19 protein-coding genes and 1 other RNA gene are annotated in these 19,989 nt (G+C 39.7%); 16 read left to right on the top strand and 4 right to left on the bottom strand.

The features are described from left to right. The 5 genes from LBYS_RS04135 to LBYS_RS04115 all read left to right on the top strand — a co-directional run bounded on the left by LBYS_RS04135 (position 1) and on the right by LBYS_RS04115 (position 8,525). Positions 1–3,009: a SusC/RagA family TonB-linked outer membrane protein gene (locus tag LBYS_RS04135; protein ID WP_013407634.1), complete on the top strand. Its 3,009-nt coding sequence runs from the start codon at positions 1–3 to the stop codon at positions 3,007–3,009. Positions 3,010–3,016: 7 nt separating this feature from the next. Further along, positions 3,017–4,594, top strand: a complete 1,578-nt coding sequence (locus LBYS_RS04130; RefSeq protein WP_013407633.1) for a RagB/SusD family nutrient uptake outer membrane protein — start codon at positions 3,017–3,019, stop codon at positions 4,592–4,594. A 46-nt stretch (positions 4,595–4,640) separates the two neighbouring features. Next, on the top strand, positions 4,641–6,203 hold the full coding sequence (locus LBYS_RS04125; RefSeq protein ID WP_013407632.1) for a glycoside hydrolase: 1,563 nt from the start codon (positions 4,641–4,643) through the stop codon (positions 6,201–6,203). Between the two features lie 109 nt (positions 6,204–6,312). Beyond that, positions 6,313–7,842, top strand: coding sequence for a sensor histidine kinase (locus tag LBYS_RS18145; RefSeq protein ID WP_013407631.1), 1,530 nt, complete (start codon positions 6,313–6,315; stop codon positions 7,840–7,842). Further along, complete coding sequence (locus LBYS_RS04115; RefSeq protein WP_013407630.1) at positions 7,839–8,525, top strand: LytR/AlgR family response regulator transcription factor; 687 nt, start codon at positions 7,839–7,841, stop codon at positions 8,523–8,525. Before LBYS_RS18145 ends, LBYS_RS04115 begins: the two co-directional genes overlap by 4 nt. Here the strand turns inward: LBYS_RS04115 and LBYS_RS04110 are convergent. Both LBYS_RS04110 and LBYS_RS04105 read right to left on the bottom strand, forming a co-directional pair. Beyond that, complete coding sequence (locus LBYS_RS04110; RefSeq protein WP_013407629.1) at positions 8,512–9,228, bottom strand: pirin family protein; 717 nt, start codon at positions 9,226–9,228, stop codon at positions 8,512–8,514. The genes LBYS_RS04115 and LBYS_RS04110 overlap by 14 nt on opposite strands. Positions 9,229–9,272: 44 nt before the next feature. After that, a complete protein-coding gene (locus LBYS_RS04105; RefSeq protein ID WP_013407628.1) occupies positions 9,273–9,839 on the bottom strand; it encodes a GNAT family N-acetyltransferase in 567 nt (188 codons plus the stop codon). Between the two features lie 78 nt (positions 9,840–9,917). Between LBYS_RS04105 and LBYS_RS04100 the strand changes: the two genes are divergently transcribed. The 3 genes from LBYS_RS04100 to ssrA all read left to right on the top strand — a co-directional run bounded on the left by LBYS_RS04100 (position 9,918) and on the right by ssrA (position 12,577). Then, complete coding sequence (locus LBYS_RS04100) at positions 9,918–11,402, top strand: M28 family peptidase (RefSeq protein ID WP_013407627.1); 1,485 nt, start codon at positions 9,918–9,920, stop codon at positions 11,400–11,402. Positions 11,403–11,490: 88 nt separating this feature from the next. Then, positions 11,491–12,159 (top strand): hypothetical protein, encoded by a 669-nt coding sequence (locus LBYS_RS04095; protein ID WP_013407626.1) that lies wholly within the window; start codon positions 11,491–11,493, stop codon positions 12,157–12,159. 40 nt (positions 12,160–12,199) lie between these two features. Continuing rightward, positions 12,200–12,577: a transfer-messenger RNA gene (gene ssrA / locus LBYS_RS18625) on the top strand. A 12-nt stretch (positions 12,578–12,589) separates the two neighbouring features. Here ssrA and LBYS_RS20015 read toward each other — a convergent pair. Next, positions 12,590–13,510 carry a recombinase family protein gene (locus tag LBYS_RS20015; RefSeq protein ID WP_510186327.1) on the bottom strand — a complete coding sequence of 307 codons (921 nt, stop codon included), beginning with the start codon at positions 13,508–13,510 and terminating at the stop codon, positions 12,590–12,592. 41 nt (positions 13,511–13,551) lie between these two features. On the opposite strand from LBYS_RS20015, the gene LBYS_RS04085 reads away from it, so the two are divergent. The 5 genes from LBYS_RS04085 to LBYS_RS04070 all read left to right on the top strand — a co-directional run bounded on the left by LBYS_RS04085 (position 13,552) and on the right by LBYS_RS04070 (position 17,395). Next, complete coding sequence (locus LBYS_RS04085; protein ID WP_013407624.1) at positions 13,552–14,121, top strand: Crp/Fnr family transcriptional regulator; 570 nt, start codon at positions 13,552–13,554, stop codon at positions 14,119–14,121. An 80-nt stretch (positions 14,122–14,201) separates the two neighbouring features. Continuing rightward, entirely contained in the window at positions 14,202–15,173 is a 972-nt protein-coding gene (locus LBYS_RS04080; RefSeq protein ID WP_013407623.1) for an aldo/keto reductase, read from the top strand. A gap of 9 nt (positions 15,174–15,182) precedes the next feature. After that, a complete protein-coding gene (locus LBYS_RS19565; RefSeq protein ID WP_229310457.1) occupies positions 15,183–15,842 on the top strand; it encodes a metallophosphoesterase family protein in 660 nt (219 codons plus the stop codon). Between the two features lie 12 nt (positions 15,843–15,854). Then, on the top strand, positions 15,855–16,430 hold the full coding sequence (locus tag LBYS_RS19560) for a metallophosphoesterase (RefSeq protein WP_229310456.1): 576 nt from the start codon (positions 15,855–15,857) through the stop codon (positions 16,428–16,430). A gap of 257 nt (positions 16,431–16,687) precedes the next feature. Next, the gene (locus LBYS_RS04070) at positions 16,688–17,395 is read left to right on the top strand and encodes an RteC domain-containing protein (protein ID WP_229310455.1); all 708 of its coding nucleotides are present in this window, start codon (positions 16,688–16,690) and stop codon (positions 17,393–17,395) included. A gap of 161 nt (positions 17,396–17,556) precedes the next feature. On the opposite strand, the gene LBYS_RS18620 is transcribed toward LBYS_RS04070, so the two are convergent. Beyond that, positions 17,557–17,658: a hypothetical protein gene (locus LBYS_RS18620; protein ID WP_222836536.1), complete on the bottom strand. Its 102-nt coding sequence runs from the start codon at positions 17,656–17,658 to the stop codon at positions 17,557–17,559. A gap of 311 nt (positions 17,659–17,969) precedes the next feature. On the opposite strand from LBYS_RS18620, the gene LBYS_RS04065 reads away from it, so the two are divergent. The 3 genes from LBYS_RS04065 to LBYS_RS04055 all read left to right on the top strand — a co-directional run bounded on the left by LBYS_RS04065 (position 17,970) and on the right by LBYS_RS04055 (position 19,988). Further along, positions 17,970–18,593 (top strand): histidine phosphatase family protein, encoded by a 624-nt coding sequence (locus tag LBYS_RS04065; RefSeq protein WP_013407622.1) that lies wholly within the window; start codon positions 17,970–17,972, stop codon positions 18,591–18,593. Between the two features lie 290 nt (positions 18,594–18,883). Then, positions 18,884–19,270 carry a DUF2750 domain-containing protein gene (locus LBYS_RS04060; RefSeq protein WP_013407621.1) on the top strand — a complete coding sequence of 129 codons (387 nt, stop codon included), beginning with the start codon at positions 18,884–18,886 and terminating at the stop codon, positions 19,268–19,270. Between the two features lie 256 nt (positions 19,271–19,526). Next, entirely contained in the window at positions 19,527–19,988 is a 462-nt protein-coding gene (locus LBYS_RS04055) for a VOC family protein (protein ID WP_013407620.1), read from the top strand. The last annotated feature ends 1 nt before the right edge of the window (position 19,989 follow it).

The following is a 19,989-nucleotide window of genomic DNA, read 5'->3' as shown; positions in this document are numbered from 1 at the left end:
ATGAAGAAACTATTAGTATGGATGTTCATGGTGATGGTCACGGCTGCTAATGCCCAAATCACCATAACAGGTAAAATCATGGGAGATAACGAGCCCCTAATCGGTGCTACCGTTAGAGAGAAAGGCGGAACATCCGCTGCCATGAGTGATATCGACGGAAATTATACCCTTTCGGTTAAGAATAGCCAAGGAGTGCTGGTATTTACTATGGTAGGTTTTGTCACTAAAGAAATACCTTATAATGGTCAGCAAACCATAGATGTGTATCTAGATAGTGATACCAAATTAATGGAGGAAGTGGTGGTTATAGGTTATGGTGTGGTAAAGAAATCAGACCTTACCAGCTCCATTACTTCTGTAAAAGGCGATGAATTGAAAACCATGAATGCAGGTAATGCCATGCTATCTATGCAGGGTAAAGCTAACGGGGTCCAAATTACGTCTGCAGGTGGTCCTGGAGCTACTCCTAGAGTTATCATACGTGGGGTAACTACCATTAACGGTTCAGATCCTCTTTACGTAGTGGACGGCTTCCCGGTGGGAAACAACATCAACTTCCTTAATCAGGATGAGATTGAAAGCATAGAAGTGTTAAAAGATGCTTCTGCTGCTGCCATCTACGGTACCAGAGGTTCAAACGGTGTGATTATGATTACTACCAAGAAAGGTAGTCAAGGTAAAACCAAGTTTACTTTAAATGCGAATTACGGTTTCACCACAGTAAATAAGCCTAACTTGGCTGACGCTTCTACTTTCGAGAAGGTATTCAAAGAAAGATACACCAATGACGGGAATGTTCCGGTATGGAACACTCCGGAAGGTTTAGGTATCAACACGGATTGGTGGGATCAAACGGTTAAGACCGGATATACTCAGAACTATAACTTCAGCTTCCAAGGCGGAGATAAGAAATTCGTATATAGCGGTTCCGTAGGTTACTTTGGCGAGAAATCTCAATTTGATGTAGGTAAATGGGAAAGATTTACAGCACGTTTCAATACGGAATATAACTTCAACTCTTATGTGAAAGCCGGTATCAATATGGCTCCGAAGTTCGAGACTTGGAAAGATACGCCTAATCTGTTCGGTGCTGCGATGAAGATGGACCCAACTACTCCTGTATTAAAAGCAGAGAACCTTTGGGATTCTAATCCATTTAATAATTATGCACGTTCATACAATAACCAAGAATGGAACCCTGTAGCATCTGTAGCTCGTCAAAATAGTGGCAGTAACGAGTACGGTATGATGATGATCCCTTTCCTAAGCATTGAGCCTATCAAAGGATTGATCGCAAGGACACAGTACAGTGTAAATGCAAGATTTAGAATGAGCGATAGCTTTACACCTAAATTCTTCATCGATAACCTGGAAAGAAATGACTTGGCTTCTGCTTCCCGTAATGTTAGCCACTGGGTAGATTGGAACTGGACAAATACATTGAACTACAACACTACCTTCTCTAATAAGCACAATGTAAACTTGATGGGAGGTTTTACTATGGAGCGTTTCGCGGATTATTGGATCAACGGTTCAAGAGCCGGAATTCCTAGTAACCACCCTAACCTTCAGTATGTAAGTGCTGGTACGCTTAATGAGGCGGCCTCAGGTTCAAATACTTTCACATCCTTGATGTCTTACTTGGGTAGAGCCATGTATAACTATGATAGCAAGTACTACGTTACGGCTTCCTTCCGTGTTGACGGTTCTTCTAAATTCCCTGAAGGTAATAAATATGCTACATTCCCTGCAGTTTCATTGGCTTGGAGAGCATCTGAAGAAGCTTTCTTAAAGGATTTGAATGTGTTTAGTGATCTGAAAATTCGTGCGGGCTGGGGTCGTGTAGGTAACCAAAGCATCAATCCTAACTTGTATTTGAATTTGATAGGTGCGGCTGACTATGTATTTAATGGAGATAGAAACGTAGGTACCGCCATTAGTTTAGTGGGCAATAGACTATTGACTTGGGAAACCGTTGAGGATTACAACTTCGGTGTGGACGCGAGCTTCCTGAATAACCGTTTGAACATCGTGGCTGATTGGTTTACTAAAAAGTCGAAAGACATGTTGATGGCTCGTCAGAACCTCTCTATTCTAGGATACCCAATGTGGGCGGGAGAAATGATGACGAACATTGGTAGTATGCAGGCGCGCGGTTGGGAATTTTCAGCCAACTGGAGAGATAAAGCTAGCAATGATTTCAACTATGAAGTAGGTGTAAACCTATCTTCCGTTAAAAACAAAGCTTTGACGCTTGTAGATAACACTCCAATCCTAAGAGGTGGATTCTTCAATGATTACATCGTAAGAAATGAAGAAGGTGCAGAAATCAGTCGCTTCTACGGCTTCATTGCAGATGGTATCTTCCAAAACCAAACGGAAATCAACAGCCACACTAGTGAGAGAGGAGATTTATTACAACCTAATGCCGTACCAGGGGATATCCGTTTCAAAGATTTGAACAATGATGGTGTACTTGATGATAAAGATAAAACGTACATAGGAAATGCCTTCCCAAATTTGATGTTAGGTCTTAACCTAAAACTGGCATACAAGAACTTTGATCTAGTGACTAACTTCTACGGTACCTTCGGAAATGATATCTATAACAGTGCCAAAGGTGGATTCTATGCCGGAACAAACGGTCAAAACGTTTATGCTGATGCTTATGATAAGGCTTGGAGAGGTGAAGGAAGTACTAACTTCTACCCTAGATTGTCAGTAAATGACAGAAACTTAAACTTCAGAAGAGTGTCTTCATTCTTTGTAGAAGATGGTTCATACTTGAGAGCTAAATTGATCCAGTTAGGCTACAACATTCCTTCTTCTTTAACCAAAGGTTTGAATGTTCGTGTGTCTGCTTCTGCTCAAAACCTATTTACCATCACCAACTATAGCGGGCTAGATCCTGAAGGTGCCGCTATGGGCAGTGTATTGGAGAGCGGTATTGACAATTTGGCTTATCCAAATCCTAAGAGTTTCTTATTAGGTGTAAACATTAACTTTTAATTAGACGATGAAGAATATAATTAAAACAGCTTTATGTGCGGCATTGTTGATCGGAACCAGCAGTTGTTCTGATTTCCTTCAAGAGCCCGTATTAGGTCAGGAAAACCTGGATACCTACTTCCAAAATGAGGAAGAAAGCTTGAAACAATTAAGCGGAGCTTACCAAGGAATTTTTTGGGATGATTGGTGGCAAATAGCTGCTCCTAACGTGGGTTTTGAAATGTCTACAGATGACCTTTGGATGGGTAATACTACTCAGTCTCAAAGCGACTGGATCCGTATGGCGCATTACGATAACCCAGCCCAGGATGGTCCGATTAGTAATTATTGGCAATACCGCTACAAAGCTATATTGAGATGTAATATCGTCATCAATAAAGTAGCAGATGCTCCTATTTCTAACGAAAGCTTGAAGAAAAGAATCATAGCAGAAGCTAAGTTCTTGAGAGCGTTCAACTACTTCGAATTGGTGAAGAATTTCGGGGGTGTTCCATTGGTTTTGGAAATGAAACTTCCTAGCGAAGTGATCGGTATTCAGAGAGCCTCGATCGCTGAAACCTATGCCCAAATTGAAAAAGATTTAAAAGAAGCCATCGCGGATCTTCCAAAGAAAAGCGAATATGCATCTACAGATTTAGGTAGAGCTACAAAAGGTGCTGCTCAAAGTTACTTAGGTAAAGCATATCTATATCAAGAGAAGTATGCAGAGGCTAAGGCTGTATTAGAAGAGGTTATAAATTCTGGGGAGTATGACTTACTTCCAGAGTTTGGTCAGGTATGGACTATTGCACAAAATAACGGAAAAGAATCTGTATTCGAAGTGCAGTTCAGTAATGTTACCAATTATAATCTTGGAGGAAGACTGCCTGTATTCACCGGTTCTAGAGATGATTCAGGTTGGTCATGGGGACTTCCTACTTCAGACTTAGAAAACGCATTCAAAAACGCTGGCGATACAGAGCGTCTGAAATGGACTATCGTTAAGCATGGAGATGATGTTCCTGGTGAAACAGCTCCGGAAGGAAAGAATTACGTGATTACGCCTGATAAACACAAATCAGCTAGAATCAATAGAAAGTTCTATATCCCTCGTGCAGAAAGATCAGTGCCTTATGATGCTAACTTCAATAACTTGAATCATCGTTTACTACGTTACGCAGATGTATTATTGATGTATGCAGAAGCGAGTAATGCCCTTGGTGATGATGCAGCGGCTAGAATTGCTTTAAATAAAGTAAGAACCCGTGCCAAATTAGGTGAAGTAACAGCATCCGGTACGGCATTGAGAGATGCTATTCGTACGGAAAGACGTTTGGAATTAGCACTTGAATTTAACCGTTTGTACGATATCCGTAGATGGACAGAAAGTAACGGTAAAAAGATGATCGCTAATCTTTTTGGGGCAAACGGAAGCTTTGTAAGATATAATCTATCTGCAGCGGCTGACGAATATGAAAAAACAAACCAGAAAGAAAACAGCAATAAAGGGATCAATTTCCGTGAAGATAGAGATTTGTTATTCCCTATTCCTCACTCGGAAGTACAGCTTTCTAATGGAAGCATAGTTCAGAATCCTAATTTCTAAAATCTAAACGAAGTGTGCCGAAAACGGCACACTTTTCTTCCTTAAAATGAAAATCAAATTCATAGCAATAACTCTTCTAGGCCTGTTTTCGGCCTGCAAAAATTCTCCTTCACCAACCATTGCACCAAGCCAGTCTGGAGTGACCATAGATCTGCAACAAAGATTCCAAACCATGGAAAGTTTTGCGGCATCTGATTGTTGGGAACCGGCGTTTGTGGGGCAATATTGGGCAGAGGAGCAAAAAGCAAGTATAGCAAAGCTACTATTCTCTAAGGATATTGTAAGTGGCCAGCCCCAAGGTATTGGTCTTTCCCAATGGAGGGTTAACTTAGGTGGTGGTACTCATCAGCAAGGAGTAGCATCTGGAATAGCTGATTATACCCGTAGAGCAGACTCTTTCATTGATATAAAAACGGGTCAAATAGATTGGAACAAGAACCTGGGTCAGGAGTATTTCCTGCAAAAGGCCAAAGAATACGGTGTTGAAGAATTTGTGTTATTTAGTAATACCCCTCCTGTACTTTGGACTAAGAATAACAAAGGATATGCATCCTCTGCTCCTGCCGTAAACCTTCAAGACGATAAATTTGATGACTTTGCAGATTACATGGCCCTAGTTTTGGATCATTATAAAAAACAAAAAGGTATAAGCTTTAAATATATCTCACCTGTTAACGAACCACAACATAACTGGATGGATCCTACTCAAGAAGGTAGCCCTTGGAGGAATGAGGATGTGGCCAAAATAGCCAGGGAACTCAATAAATCCCTGGAGAAAAGTGGTTTGGATACCAAGATCCTTTTAGCAGAGGCAGGAGATTGGGCCTCTGTGTACGAAACAGGTGGAGATGCTGCGAGGAAGAACGTGATCAATAACCTGTTTAACTCAGGAAGCGAAAACTATATTGGAAACCTATCGCATGTGGCTCCTATCATTGCAGGGCACAGTTACTGGACAGATGGAAGTTGGGCACAATTACTTGACGTCAGATCAAAAGTAAAAGCTGCCGCAGATGCTGCTAATTTGAAGGTGTACCAAACGGAATGGAGCATGCTGGGTGATGGATATGATGCTAATGAATTCGTAGGATTTGGCAAAGCAAGTTACATGGATATCGCCCTATATATGTCTAAAGTGATTCATACGGATATCGTTTATGCTAATGCAGCAGCGTGGTCCTATTGGACAAGTATGGCTACGGAGCGCTGGGGACATAAAAACCGTTTCCTTTTGATTAATTTGAAGCCTAACGGAGATGATCATAAGAACGGAGGAACACATGAAGCCACAAAAACCCTTTGGGTCTTGGGAAATTACAGTAGATTCATTCGCCCGGGATATCAAAGAGTAGCTTTAAAATTGGCCAATGAGAACAAGGAAAAGTTCGGTACAGCCTATTCTTCACCTGATGGCAAGACATTGGTGGCTGTATATACTAACCTAAGTAAAGAGCCATTTAACGCTAAAGTGAAACTTTCAGGAGTAAAAAGCATAAAAGCTTATACTACATCATCTGCTAAAAATCTTGCTGAGGATAAAATATCAAATGTAGATTCAGATATTAATATCCCACCGGGATCTGTGGTGACCGTAGTATACGAATTCTAATCAGGAGGCTTAGGCCTCCTTTTTTTGTCCCAATTTTATCCACATTTGTCACTTTTTCTACTTTTGAATCTGGGATTTCCCTTAGTTTGCTTCTAAATATTAAAAAAAAATGGAGGAAAGTAAATTAAGGTACTGGGAAAATTGGATCATGCTGGGAGGTCTGCTCCTCTTTACCTTTAAATATCTTTCCGGTATAACCAATCAGTTAAACGAGGATGTAAATTTTTTGCTTTTGCAGAGAGTACCTGTAGATCAAGTCAACAGAGCCCTAGAAATCTATAACCCATTTTTAAACCTAATACTTCCGGTCACCTTATTCGTCATCAGTGTGTATTTTGCCTGGTTGATGATTCACCAATATGTATTTCCCAATCTGAATAATATTGGAAAAGATAAGACTTCACTTGTAGCATTTATCCTGGCAGTATCATTGTTAATTGTAGGGTTTTCTATACACCAAAGTTTGAGATTTTATTGGACCACAAATTCGGAGTTTAACCCTATTCTCTTCATAAAAAGAACCAGGAAAATAAGTTTGGTGGCTAACACAAGTGTGTATTTGAGCCTGATCCTGATTTACGAATATCTGTCTATGATGTTCTATCAGTTGTGCAGAAGATTCCGGCAAGAAGGTAACATGTATAACGTGGTAATTAATTTCTGTTTTGCCATCTGTAGTTTACTTTTTATCATCATCTTGTTAAGACCTAACTTCTTTGCCCTCTCCATGAGGGACCTTTTGCCTTACCTTCAATTTATCATCATAGCGGTATGTACAGTCTATGGAGAAATGGTATTTTTCTATTTTATAAAGAAAAGTAAATACATCATTGGATCCGTAATTTTAGTACTGATTTCTGCCTTAGGAATTTCTTTGATCAACATCTATTCTATTGGATTTGATGCTACATACTATTCGTTTTGGACCTTTCTAGGGAGAGAAAATGAATTGTATCTACTGATCTTTTTAGGGATTATAGCAGCAGGAGCTTTTGCCGGAACCTTACATTACTTGTATGACAAGCAACAAAAAATGCTACTTACAAAGGTAGATGTACAGTCTGCAGAACTCAAGCAACTTAGATCCCAGGTAAACCCGCACTTTTTGTTTAATGCCTTAAATTCAATGTATGCATTGGCTTTAAAAGAAAATGCAGATAAGACTGCCAGTGGGATACAAAAGCTGGGTGACATGATGCGTTTTATGCTGGATCAGTCTGATTATATTACAATCCAAAAGGAAATTGAGCAATTACAAACTTATATAGAGATCCAACAATTGAGATTAGACGGAAGTATTGACGTAGAATTATTTCTGGAACCTGTAAGTGCTCCTTTGGAAATTGCACCTATGTTATTAAATCCGTTTGTGGAGAATGCTTTTAAGCACGGTATATCATTGCAATCGGCCAGTTGGATCAGAATCACCCTGACCCATGATGCTGAACATATCTTTTTTAAGGTCCACAACAGTCTACACAAAGACCGTGAAGAAAGAGATACGGAAAGAAATAACCACGGTATTGGGTTGGAAAACGTGAAGCGTAGATTAAATTTACTCTACCCAAATAAGCATCAATTGATCATACAGGAAAGTGATCAGGATTTCTTTGTCAGTCTAACCTTAAAGGTCGTATGAATATAGAAGCCATAGCCATAGATGATGAGCCGAAAGCATTGGAAGTGATCCAACTTCTATCCGAAAAAGTTCCGTTTTTAACTTTAAAAGCTACTTTTACCGATGCTTTTAAGGCTATCCCTTATTTGCAACAGCATCATGTGGATTTGCTTTTTTTAGACATCAAAATGCCGGATATCTCCGGATTGGAATTCTTGCATTCCCTGCCTAATAAGCCGAAAGTGATCTTCACCACTGCTTATTCTGAGTATGCCGTAGAGGCTTTTGATTTGGATGCAGTAGATTATATAATGAAACCTTTTTCTTTGGCTCGCTTTTCTAAGGCATGTACCAAAGTTCTGGATTCTATCTCTGGCCCCCCTAAGTATATTTTCCTGAAAACAGGTTTAGAGGAAGAAAAAGTGGCTTATGATGACATACATTATGTAGTTTCCCAAGGGAATTATATGGAATATCATCTTACAGAGGGGAAAAAAGTGGTTAGACAAACCTTACTTGATGCTTTGCAAGTCTTGCCTAACCAGTCTTTTTATAGAATTCACAGATCGTATATCATCTCCTTAGAAAAGATCCAAAAGGTTTCCAGAACCTCAGTTTGGGTGAAAGGCAATGAAATACCTATCGGGGCATCCTTTGAAGATATTTTCGCTGAGATCAGAGAAAAGCTGATCAAACGTCCATAGGAACTTCCATTAAGAGAAATTCAGTTGGAGTTTCTGCTTTAATCTTTATACCATCAGTTTCCCAAATTCCCAATCCGTCTCTAGCTCCTAATTTCTGAGCATCAACTAGTACATCTCCTTTTAAAACAAAGATATACAAGCCATTACCTTTACTATGGAAAGTATACTCTTTTTCTACACCTTCTTCCCAATCAGCCATGTTAAACCAAGCGTTTTGGTGAATCCATAAACCTTCGTCAGTTGGATTGGGAGAAATCACTTGTTGAAATACGTTCTTTCTATCTTTTGGATCCAAGGTGATTTGCTCATATCTCGGCTCTACGTTCATCTTATTGGGAATTACCCAGATCTGAAGAAATTTCACCGGTTTGTCGTGATTTTTATTGTATTCTGAATGATAAATTCCCGCTCCGGCGCTCATTACTTGTATATCCCCATGCTGAATTACTCCCGAATTACCCATGCTATCACTATGTTTCAAGTCGCCTTCAAGAGGAATAGAAATAATTTCCATGTTTTGGTGGGGATGCATGCCAAATCCCTTTCCTCCGGCTACAAAATCATCATTGAGTACCCTTAAAGCTCCAAAATGTATTCTTTCAGGGTTATGGTAGGAAGCGAAGCTGAAAGTATGTTTGCTGTGTAACCAACCGTGATTGGCATCTCCTCTGGAGTCAGCGCTATGATATGTGTATTGTGCCATGTCTTTTATTATTATTTATGACACAAAGGTAGGTAGTTGAAAATCTACCCGCATTGATGTACATCAATTAGTTGCATATGCGCCATAGGCTTACCGGTTAAGGTTTTTGTGCAATGAAAAGTAAAACCTACATTCTCATAGAGTTTTCTGGCTTCTGGCTTTTCTACCAGCAGACCCAGGACTTTGCCTTGCGATTTTACATATGTTTCAATTGCAAAAGAAAGTAAGGATTTACCTATACCCTTCCCTTGATACTCTGGCAAAACGGCTAAACAATCAATGTAGTACTCCCCTTCTTCCGTTTCATCTTCCGGTTCGAAGCGGCCATTGGTTTTCCTCTCAACATAAGCTTTTACAGGCTCTCTTAAGGTATGCAATAATGCTCCATCATAGATACATATGGCTCCAACAATTTGACCCTCGTGCTCCACAACATGGATATTTTCGTAGGAGTATTGATTGTTTTCCTGCGCTATCAGCGTTTCCATGAAAACTATAGCATCGCGCAGATCATTAGAATGCAGAAATCGCGCAACGATATCATCCATAGCTAATAGCATCAAGGGAGTGATAGCCTTGGCATCTTGAGGGCTAGCAGGTCTTATCTTCATTCCGCAAATTTAGCAGATAAAAAAGTAGCAAGTAGAATTACATTTTTTTACATTTGAATTTTAACCCAATATTAACTTATGAGAGTTTTTACTACAATAAGCCTAGGGCTATTACTTACTAGCTCTGTCATGGCTCAGGATTTCCCTGAGTTCAAGGTACAGCAGAGCCAGACCAGCAAACACATGAATATACTTGCGGCAGATGAAATGATGGGGCGCAAACCGGGTACTCCGGGTAACCTGATGGCTGCAAGATATATCGCCGAACAATTCCGCGCACTAGGTTTGAAGCCCGCTAATGGCGATAGCTACTACCAACCTGTACCTTTGGAAACTACCATTCCACCAAGTGTAGGGGTAATATCCACAACTGAAGGTACGGCGAAGATTGGAACTGACTTTGTTTTAATGCAAGGAGGCGCTATCAAAGGAGAATACGAAGTAGTACACCTTCCTTATGCTTGGGTAGACAAAGAAAAAGGATACGATGATTTCAAAGGTGTAGATGTAAAAGGTAAGGTGATCATCACAAGTGTGGGTGTTCCAGGTGAAGAAGCGCCTAACCAATTATTCGCTTCTGTTGATGATAAACAAAAAATTGCGAAGGAAAAGGGTGCAGTTGCCATCATAGAAGTTTTTAATTCTCCTCGTCCTTGGACTATGATTCAAAGATTCTTTGGTAGACCATCTACTAAGTTAAAGACATCAGGAGGAGCACAGGGAGAAGTACCTCACCTTTGGATCAGCTCCACAGCGGCAAAGATTTTAGTTGCCAACAAGATCTCTAAGGTAAACTTAGAGGTGGGTGCTCGTCAGTCAAAGGATATAGCTACCTATAATGTAGCAGGTATTTTAGAAGGATCAGATCCAAAATTAAAGAGTGAATATTTGATCCTTTCTGCGCACTATGATCACGTAGGTTATGGTGCGGCTGCAGGTCAGGTGACCCCTCAAGATACTATCTTTAATGGTGCAAGAGACAATGCTTTCGGTACAGTAGCCGTATTGACCGCTGCGGAAAGCTTTACAAAAGTAAAGCCTAAACGTTCCATCATCTTTGTAGCATATACAGCGGAAGAAATGGGACTTTTGGGATCCAGGTACTATGCAGAAAATCCATTGGTACCCTTAGAGAAAACCGTATTTAACATGAACTGTGATGGTGCAGGTTACAATGACGTGTCTAGGATTACTATCATTGGTCTTGACAGAACGGGAGTTAAAGAAGAGTTCCAAAAAGCTACTAAGGCTTTTGGGTTAACAGCGATGGACGATCCAGCCCCTGAGCAAAATCTTTTTGATCGCTCAGATAACGTGAGCTTGGCGGCAAAAGGTATACCGGCTCCAACCTACTCTCCTGGTTTCACGGCTTTTGATGCGGAAATCAACAAATTCTACCATCAGGCAGCAGATAATCCGGACAACATAGATCACAGCTATCTTTTGAAATATGCACAGTCATACACGTATGCGGCGAGATTAATTGCTAATCGAGCTCAAGCTCCGGCTTGGATTGCAGGCGACAAGTACGAAGCGGCATACAAGAAACTTTACGGAAAGTGAGAATAGAGGCCTTCGGGCCTCTTTTTTTTGCCTCCGTTCCAACCCTCCCCCGTTTTGTCTTGTCATGTATGGTATGAAAAGACAGATAATGAAAAAGTGTTATTTAGGACTTTTGTCCCTTTTAATGAGTAGTTGTTTATCCATAGACCTGGACATAGATCCGGTTATTGTGGATCCGCCCTTCATGAAACGGATAGGAAAAGATAGTATCAGTACGGGAAGAGAGTACGGTATAGGATTAACGCATGAGCAGATGTATAAAAAGCTTCAGCGTGATAGAGACAGTTTGGATCTGGAATATTTGAACATTGTGGGTAACAGATTGGAAAATTTTGACAATTTAAAGGAGCGTTTGCCCTTGTATTCCTACATCGTATTTGATAAGAACAGAGGCACGGAGAAGGGTGTACAGATTTGGATGGAGAATAAGAGAGTGAAAAGCATATCGTATAACAATGGTGAATCTTTGGCCTATTGGCCAAAAGACGCATTAGATCCTATATTCCTTGGAGAAAGCAGTAAGTCGGTTGCCGAGAAGTTGATTAGGTTCCAAAGGAAAGACAAGTATGCCCCTTATTTTGAGCGTACCATGCTGAACATCAAAACGGTAAAGGAGGCTTATGATGAGGAATTGGATCAGACAAAGGAGTGGTATTTTGGTCAAAAGATCAGCAATGAAAGGACTAATCATGTATATATAAGGTTTGAGAGGGGAAAAGTATCTAATATCGTGATTCACAAAATGCGAAAAATGTAGGAACTTTTCGAAATTCCCTTCCGTTACTATTCTACACAATGGGGCCGACCGGTTTTGACGGCATGATGCCATTGCGAGTATAAGCATGTATGGAGTTGGTGGAAGGTCTCCATTCAAAAAATCTACCGAACAATAACTGGCAACACTTCGTATGCCATGGCTGCCTAATTTCGGAGTAAATTACGCATAAGCCACATTCCTCCCGGGCCAACCTCTGCCGCTAGGGACTCAGGGATGTCGATCATGCAGAGGCGTATGGAGACGGGCTTCTGATCTCTATATAGTATTTGAGGAGATAAGGATTAGATGAGGTATGCCGAACGGCTTTCTAATCTCGAAAATCAAGATCGGCTAAACATGTAGAAGGCTTGACAGTAGCCGTGTTCGGACCAGGGTTCGACTCCCTGCGGCTCCACATGTGGGGACAAGTCTAAAAATTAAGACTTGTCCCTTTATTTTTTTTCTGAAACTTATTGTTTTTCTCATAGTTAAGAGCGATGGCTGGATTTAGTCTCCGAGTTCGATGTTGTACACCGTCTAATTCTAAATAATCAGGGAATATCGAACTCACTATAAGCCTTTTTTCCTCAATATCGCCGTTTTCATAGCGTCTATCAATGTTTGCGACCTTTTTTAAGGTAGAAGCTACCAAATCTTTAATTTCCGTTCCTACTACTGCCAAGTCGTTTAATCTTCTTTCCAAAACCTCAATTTTCCCTTTGGTCAATTTCTTTACTTCTTGGAAATCATCGTCTGCCATTTCCCCATCGGCATTCTTTAATAGTGCATTTTGATAGCGTTTATTCAACGCATCAATCTCACCTATGATATTTGTGCGTTCGGTGTTTTGGGCTTTGGTTTTGTTATTAAAGTCTTTTATAAAGGCTTCAATAAAAACATCAACCATACCCTCTTTTGGCGACATATACCGCAGTTGTTTTAAGAAAGCCTCGTTAGCCGTGTCTGCTTTGAACCGTGTTCCGCAGGGGGAACTACAATGATAGTAATAATAGTAGTTTCCCATCTTTCCCTTTGAAGCACTTCCTGTGAGCATCCTATTACAATTAGGGTTAGGGCATTTAATAAACCCTCTAAGCGGTAGATTGTCCATAGCCACGATTTTAGGCTTTACAACCCTCTTTCTCCCATCGAGAATATCCTGCACATCAGCAAAGGTCTTTTCGCTGATTAAAGGCTCGTGTTGTCCTTTGACAAAACATCCCTTTTCCTCTTTGTAGGGAGGTATGAATATTTTGCCACAGTACAATGGGTTTCGCATGGCTACCCAAAAATTGTTCTTACTGAATCGCCCCTTTCCAGGAAACACAGAAATAATATTGCATTTTGTCATTTGGCAAATCTTCATACCAAACCATTTAATAATTTTGTACTATGGAAGAATTTATAAATTACCTGTTGCAGTTCGGTAATTTGAACAAACAGCAGATAGACTTGATTACAAGCAAGGCGACAGAAATAGAACTCAAAAAAGACGAATATTATTGGGAAGCGGGAAAAACAGTTAGACAGGTTGGGTTTCTTACGGACGGTGTTATTCGTGTTTTTTATTACAACAACAAAGGTGAAGAAATTACACGCTATTTTATTGAGGAAAACCATTTGATTTTATCGGGAAACACAGTTGATGAAGTTTTTACGCCTTCCGAATATCTGTCTGCCATTACCGATTGCAAATTGGTTGTTTTTTCAAAACAAAATTGGAAAGACCTTTCCGCAACGATTATTGGTTGGGATAGCATTATTCAAAAAATCATCACTAAACATCACGCCGAAAAAATTGCAAGAAGAAGCGAATTGGTTTCGCAGGACGGAACAGAACGCTACCTTGACTTTATCGAGAAGTTTCCAACATTGGTAAATCGTGTGCCTTTGTCATATATCGCTTCCTATTTGGGCATTACGCAATCATCTTTAAGCAGAATAAGAAAGAATATCCGCTAAAATCACTTTTTGCCAAATGGCAAATGGTTTCATTTTTTATTGAGCCAATTTTGTACTAACAAATTTTAAAATCAAAAAAGATGAACAAAAGAAAATTAGGAAACAGCGGATTGGAAGTATCTGTATTGGGTTTTGGGTGTATGGGATTAAGTTTTCCGAATGCACCTACAAAGGAAGACAGCATAAAGTTAATACGTTCGGCAGTTGAACACGGAGTCACTTTCTTTGACACGGCGCAAGGTTATGGAGAAAACGAACTCTTGGTAGGCGAAGCACTTGAACCATTGCGTAATGAAGTTGTGATTGCTACAAAATTCGGTTTCAAAGACGGGGATGGGAGATTGGGATTAGACAGTAGTCCCGAAAACATAAAAGCCGTTGCCGAAGCGTCTTTGAAAAGGTTGCGGACAGACGTAATTGATTTGTTTTATCAGCACAGGTTCGACCCGAATGTTCCTATTGAAGACGTTGCAGGTGCTGTAAAAGACCTGATAAAAGAGGGAAAAGTAAAACATTTTGGTTTGTGTGAAGTAAATGCAGAAACCATTCGCAAAGCAAACGCCGTTTTGCCTGTAACCGCTTTGCAAAGCGAATACTCAATGTTTTATCGTGAGCCCGAAGATAAAATTATTCCGACATTGGAAGAATTAGGTATTGGTTTTGTGCCTTTTAGTCCATTGGGCAAAGGATTTTTGACAGGAACAATAAACGCAGATGTGGAATTGGATAAAACTGATGCAAGAAATATGTCGCCACGTTTCAGCAAAGAAAATAGGGAAGCCAACCAAGCATTAGTTGATTTGGTTGTTTCCATTGCGAAAGACAAAAACGCTACACCTGCACAAATTGCATTAGGTTGGTTATTGGCTCAAAAACTTTTCATCGTTCCAATTCCGGGAACATCAAAATTACACCGCTTACAAGAAAACATTGGTGCGACAAATGTTTCATTAACCAATGACGAGTTGAGCAAAATAAATGCAGCATTGGCGACAATTAAAATTGTAGGCGAACGCTACCCTGCACAGGTTCAACAAAAATTAGGCAAATAAATATACCGTATGCTTCTTTTCTATGCCATACTTATTGTCGCTTTGGACTTTTATGTTTTCTTCGCATTGCGTGGGTCGAGCATCCCCTTTGCGAAGAAAATATGGTTTGGATGGCTGTGGTGGGGGTATAGCATCATGCTCCTAATCGGGTTATTCACTGCACTTCGCTCCGATTTTCCGTTTGCTTACCGTTCCGGTATTGTGATTACATTTATCATTACGACCATGTGTAAATTTAGCTATGGACTGGTCTTGGTTACTGACGACATTAGGCGTGGAGGCGTGTGGATTTCCCGTTTTCTCTTTCCAAAAAAAGAAAAAGAAACTCCCTCTCCCCAACTTATCGGAGACAAGCAGAGGCATGTAATCACACGTTCCGATTTTTTGCTCAAGTCGGGATTGGTCGTGGCTTCGTTGCCGTTCTTTGGGCTATCGTGGGGTGTAATTTCGGGCGCATACGATTATAGGATTCGTTGGCAAAAGCTGTACCTGCCTAATCTTCCACAAACCTTTCATGGTATGACCATTGCACAGATTTCGGATGTGCATTCGGGTTCGTTTTACAATAAAAAAGCGGTATCAGGTGGGATAGAGTTATTGATGGGGGAAAAACCGGATATGATTTTTTTTACGGGCGACTTGGTCAATCACCTTGCTTCGGAGATGTGAGACTATCAAGATTTGTTTTCCAAGTTGAAAGCCGATTTAGGGGTATTCTCGGTACTCGGAAACCATGACTATGGCGATTACCATTTCGGTTACGGGGATTCTCCCGAAAAGCACCGAAACCTCAAAAACCTCGTTGGCACACATAAGGTCATGGGATGGGATTTGCTTCGCAACGAGAACCGCAAGGTCAAAGTGGATAACGAAACTATTTCCATCGTGGGAGTAGAAAACTGGGGTACGAGGAACTTTTCGAATAGAGGGAATATTCAAAAGGCATTACTCGGAACCGAGGAAGAAGCAGTAAAACTACTCCTGTCACACGACCCATCGCATTGGCGTGAACAGGTATTAGATACGGATGTTGATGCAATGTTTGCCGGACATACACATGGGATGCAGTTTGGTGTGCGGAGCGAACACTTCCAATGGAGTCCTGTGCAATACATTTACAAAGAATGGGCAGGGCTTTATTCGGAGGGAAACAAGCAGCTATATGTTAATGCTGGTTTTGGATTTCTTGGATATCCCGGTCGTGTGGGTATACTTCCAGAAATCACCATCTTTGAATTGCAGAAAGGCAGTGTTTAGCTATTCTTTATTAAAAAAAAATAGCGTGTAGATGATGGGTAGCCCTGTCATCTCTCTAAAATTATAAACGAGGAATTGGATAATGCCTAAACACAACAGATTTAGGCATTTCTAATAAAATAGCAATTAAAATAATTGGATGGATAAATTTTACAATGAAACACTTTCTAAACTGGAAACCTCAATCACCGAAACTGGAATAGATTGATTGCTCTGTACAACGAATAGAGGCTGTTATACACGTAATTGTACAATTCTTGTCCGAAGTAAAGGAATATGTCTTGAAAAGAGGGTTTAAGAATGTGAATGAAGAAATCCGTTTTTTCAAATATCAGAAACCTGCTATTTTAGCAAAACTCATTTACTACAACGCCATTTATAAAATCGAGACAAAGAAGCCCTACAGAGCAAAGCCCATAAGGAAATACCTCAACAAAGAACTGAAAAAGCTAAATAGGTTCTTTGACAACAACCTCGATTTTTACAAGTACTACCGTAGCAATAACTCGTTCCTTGACGAGAAAATGTTTTTACGGGGCAACCACGATATTAAGCTATGGTTGGACACCTATTATTTCCAGTCTGACCAGTCCTTTTCCACGTCACATGATTACAAGGTCGCCAAGATAATAGCCAATGATTTGATACAGGTTTACATCGAAGACCAGTTGTATAACAAATTCCAAAAAGATAAATCGAAAACCCAAAAGAAGCTGAAATGGACAGGTAGCAAAGTAGCCTTGATAGAACTGATTTATGCCCTGCACTATCAAAATGTATTTGACAACGGGAACAACGATATAAGGGAAGTAGCCCAATACTTTGAAAGCACATTTGATATTGATTTGGGCAATTTTTATCAGACTTATTTGGAGTTGAGAAACCGGAAGATGAACCGTACCAAATTCCTTGATGCGCTTCGGGAGGAACTTATCAAGAAAATGGACGGGCAGGACGAAAAGTAGGATTTGGGCGTGCCACCGTCTGCATTTTATCCCCATGCCCAGGCTATCGAAAAAATGCAGACGGGTCGGGCTATCCGCTATATCTTTTGCGGATCTTGCAGGACCGCAAAAGGATGTCGCTTCTATCCCTCACGCTGTATGCCGTCCGAAAAACAAAATATTTATTTTCGTTTTGGTTTCCTGTTTTCAAACTCAAAGGAGGTTTCGGCTTTATCGTTCATGACGATATAGGCATTGAATTTATTGCCCGAATTGTTTTTCATGCCTTTGATTAGATTGGTCTTTCCTTTGGTCAACAGGTCATTGAAGCCAATTACAGGCAGGTCAAAGCGGACGTTTTGCTAATTGTTGAAAGCGAAATGGAGCGTATCAAGAACGACCCCGATTTACAGCATTTGATACAGCAGGATTAGTAACAATCTAACATTAAGCATTTTCAGCTTATAATACATTTCGTGTTGTGTTTTTCTTTAAATTAGCACAAAATGCCTACTTATTTTTTGGTTTAGAATGTTCTCCGCCCGGTGCGGACGCAATACTGTCACCAAACATTGCATAAAGACTATAAAACAAAATGACCGTATTGAAAAATATAATCACCATCCAACATCCCGAATCAATTCATCATACTAATGGAATGGTTGGTTCATGGACAGACTGGGAACTATCTGAAAAAGGAATTGAGCAAGCAGAAAATATGGCCTGTAATCTACAATTGGAGATTAAAAATAATGAATTTTCGCTTTTTACATCCTCTCTTAAAAGAGCAAAACAAACTGCTGAAATCATTGGAGAAAAGCTGGATATACAACCTCGGATAACAGATGCTTTAAAAGAAAGGAGTTTGGGTAAAGCAAACGGAAAATCTGTACAATGGCTAAAAGAAAACATCGAAAATGAGGAAATAACAATTTACGATAAATGCTTTAACGATGCAGAATCCAGATATGATGTTTGGCAAAGACTAGTACCTTTCTACAACGAAATCATCAGCAATGATGATGAAAATATAATTATTGTTTCCCACGGAGATACATTGAGCATATTCAATGCGATGTGGTTGGGGCTGGAAGCTGAAATATTAAATAGAATTGAGTTATACGGTGTAAGTGGAGGTGTCTCATTTTTACACCAAACAAGCACAGGAAAAAGGGTTATCAAAAGAATGAGCGACACCTCTTATATCAAATCTTGGTAAGCCAATCCTTAACCAGTATCGGGCGGATTTAAAAAGCCTCCAATTGTATAGTGTTTAACGCAGTTAGGTGGAGACATTTCATACGACTTTCATTAATAAGCTTATAGATAATTCATCCTTGTAATGGCCTGAAAAATTTTTCAGCTATTTTTGGGTATTGTGAAAAATGTAAATTAGCAAATAAAAAAATGGGTTTGCTATGTTTATGCAAAATTGAAAGTTTCTATTTTCTAATCCGCCACTATCGCCAATACGCGGCCCGTTAGCTGAAACCGCACCCAAAAAAACGTATGAAAATAAATATTCAAGAAATTGAAAATGTTTCAAAACTAAATCCTTTTGATAGATATAATTATTTCATTAAAAAATTAGCAGATTTTGAAATCTTTTATACATTAAAAAATGAAAATGATAACTACGTAATTTCCGAGCTTGAAAATCATCAACTTTTTCCTATATGGAACTTTAAAGAATTTGCTGAATTATGTTTAATTGATGAATGGAAAAACTATAAAATTACAGAACTATCTCTTGATGATTTTCAAGATGAAATAATTGATTTAATTTCAAATGAAAACTATTTACTAAACGTTTTTCCTGTTGGTTTGAAAACTGGATTCGTTGTTGATTTAGAAGAATTTATTCATGACTTAAAAGAAGAATTAGATAAATATTAATGCGGCATCAGCTAACATCGGCTTGGCAAAATGGCGGGTTAAGTGCAAAATTCAACTTTTGTACTTTCTATCCGCCAAAGCTGTGAGCTTTGCCTTTTTTTACTAATTTAGCCAACGGCTCACATCTTTGGCTAACGTTCGTGCCAAATTGAACTTTCGGTTCAATTTATCCCGCACTCTCGCCAAGCCGCGGCCCGTTAGCGGCAATGCCAACCGACCACCCTGCCAAATTTCAACAACTTAAAAATAATGAACTATGGAAAATAAGAACGAAACAGAAATCAGACTTACTACGATTGCCTCAATAGTTTATCCTGCAAGAAACTTGAATCAAGGCATTGATACTTGGGCTTCTTTATTAGGCAAAGAACCAACTTGGCAAAACGAGGACTTTGCTTCTTTTAATATTGAGAATATGGACATTTCACTTTCACGACTTCCTTGGGTTGACTATCCATTGATTTTTTGGAAAGTTGAAGATATAGAAAAAGCACACAGCTATTTTATAACCAATGGAGCAAAAGCAATGGTAGAAATTGCTGACGGTTCTTTGGTAGAGATTGGCAAGGGCAAAGCAGTGGAGGGAAATAATCACAATCCTGATACAGGTGTCGTAGATATGCCTGGAGCAAGATTGGCTGTGCTGAAAGCCGCTGACGGTAATTTATTTGCACTAACACAAGAAGTTCCATTTGATTGGTCAGAAAATAATGAATAAT

The sequence above is a fragment of the Leadbetterella byssophila DSM 17132 genome (assembly GCF_000166395.1).
GTDB lineage: Bacteria > Bacteroidota > Bacteroidia > Cytophagales > Spirosomataceae > Leadbetterella > Leadbetterella byssophila.
The sequence above is the reverse complement of the archived record's forward strand: the minus strand, read 5'-3'. Positions and strand labels throughout refer to the sequence as shown.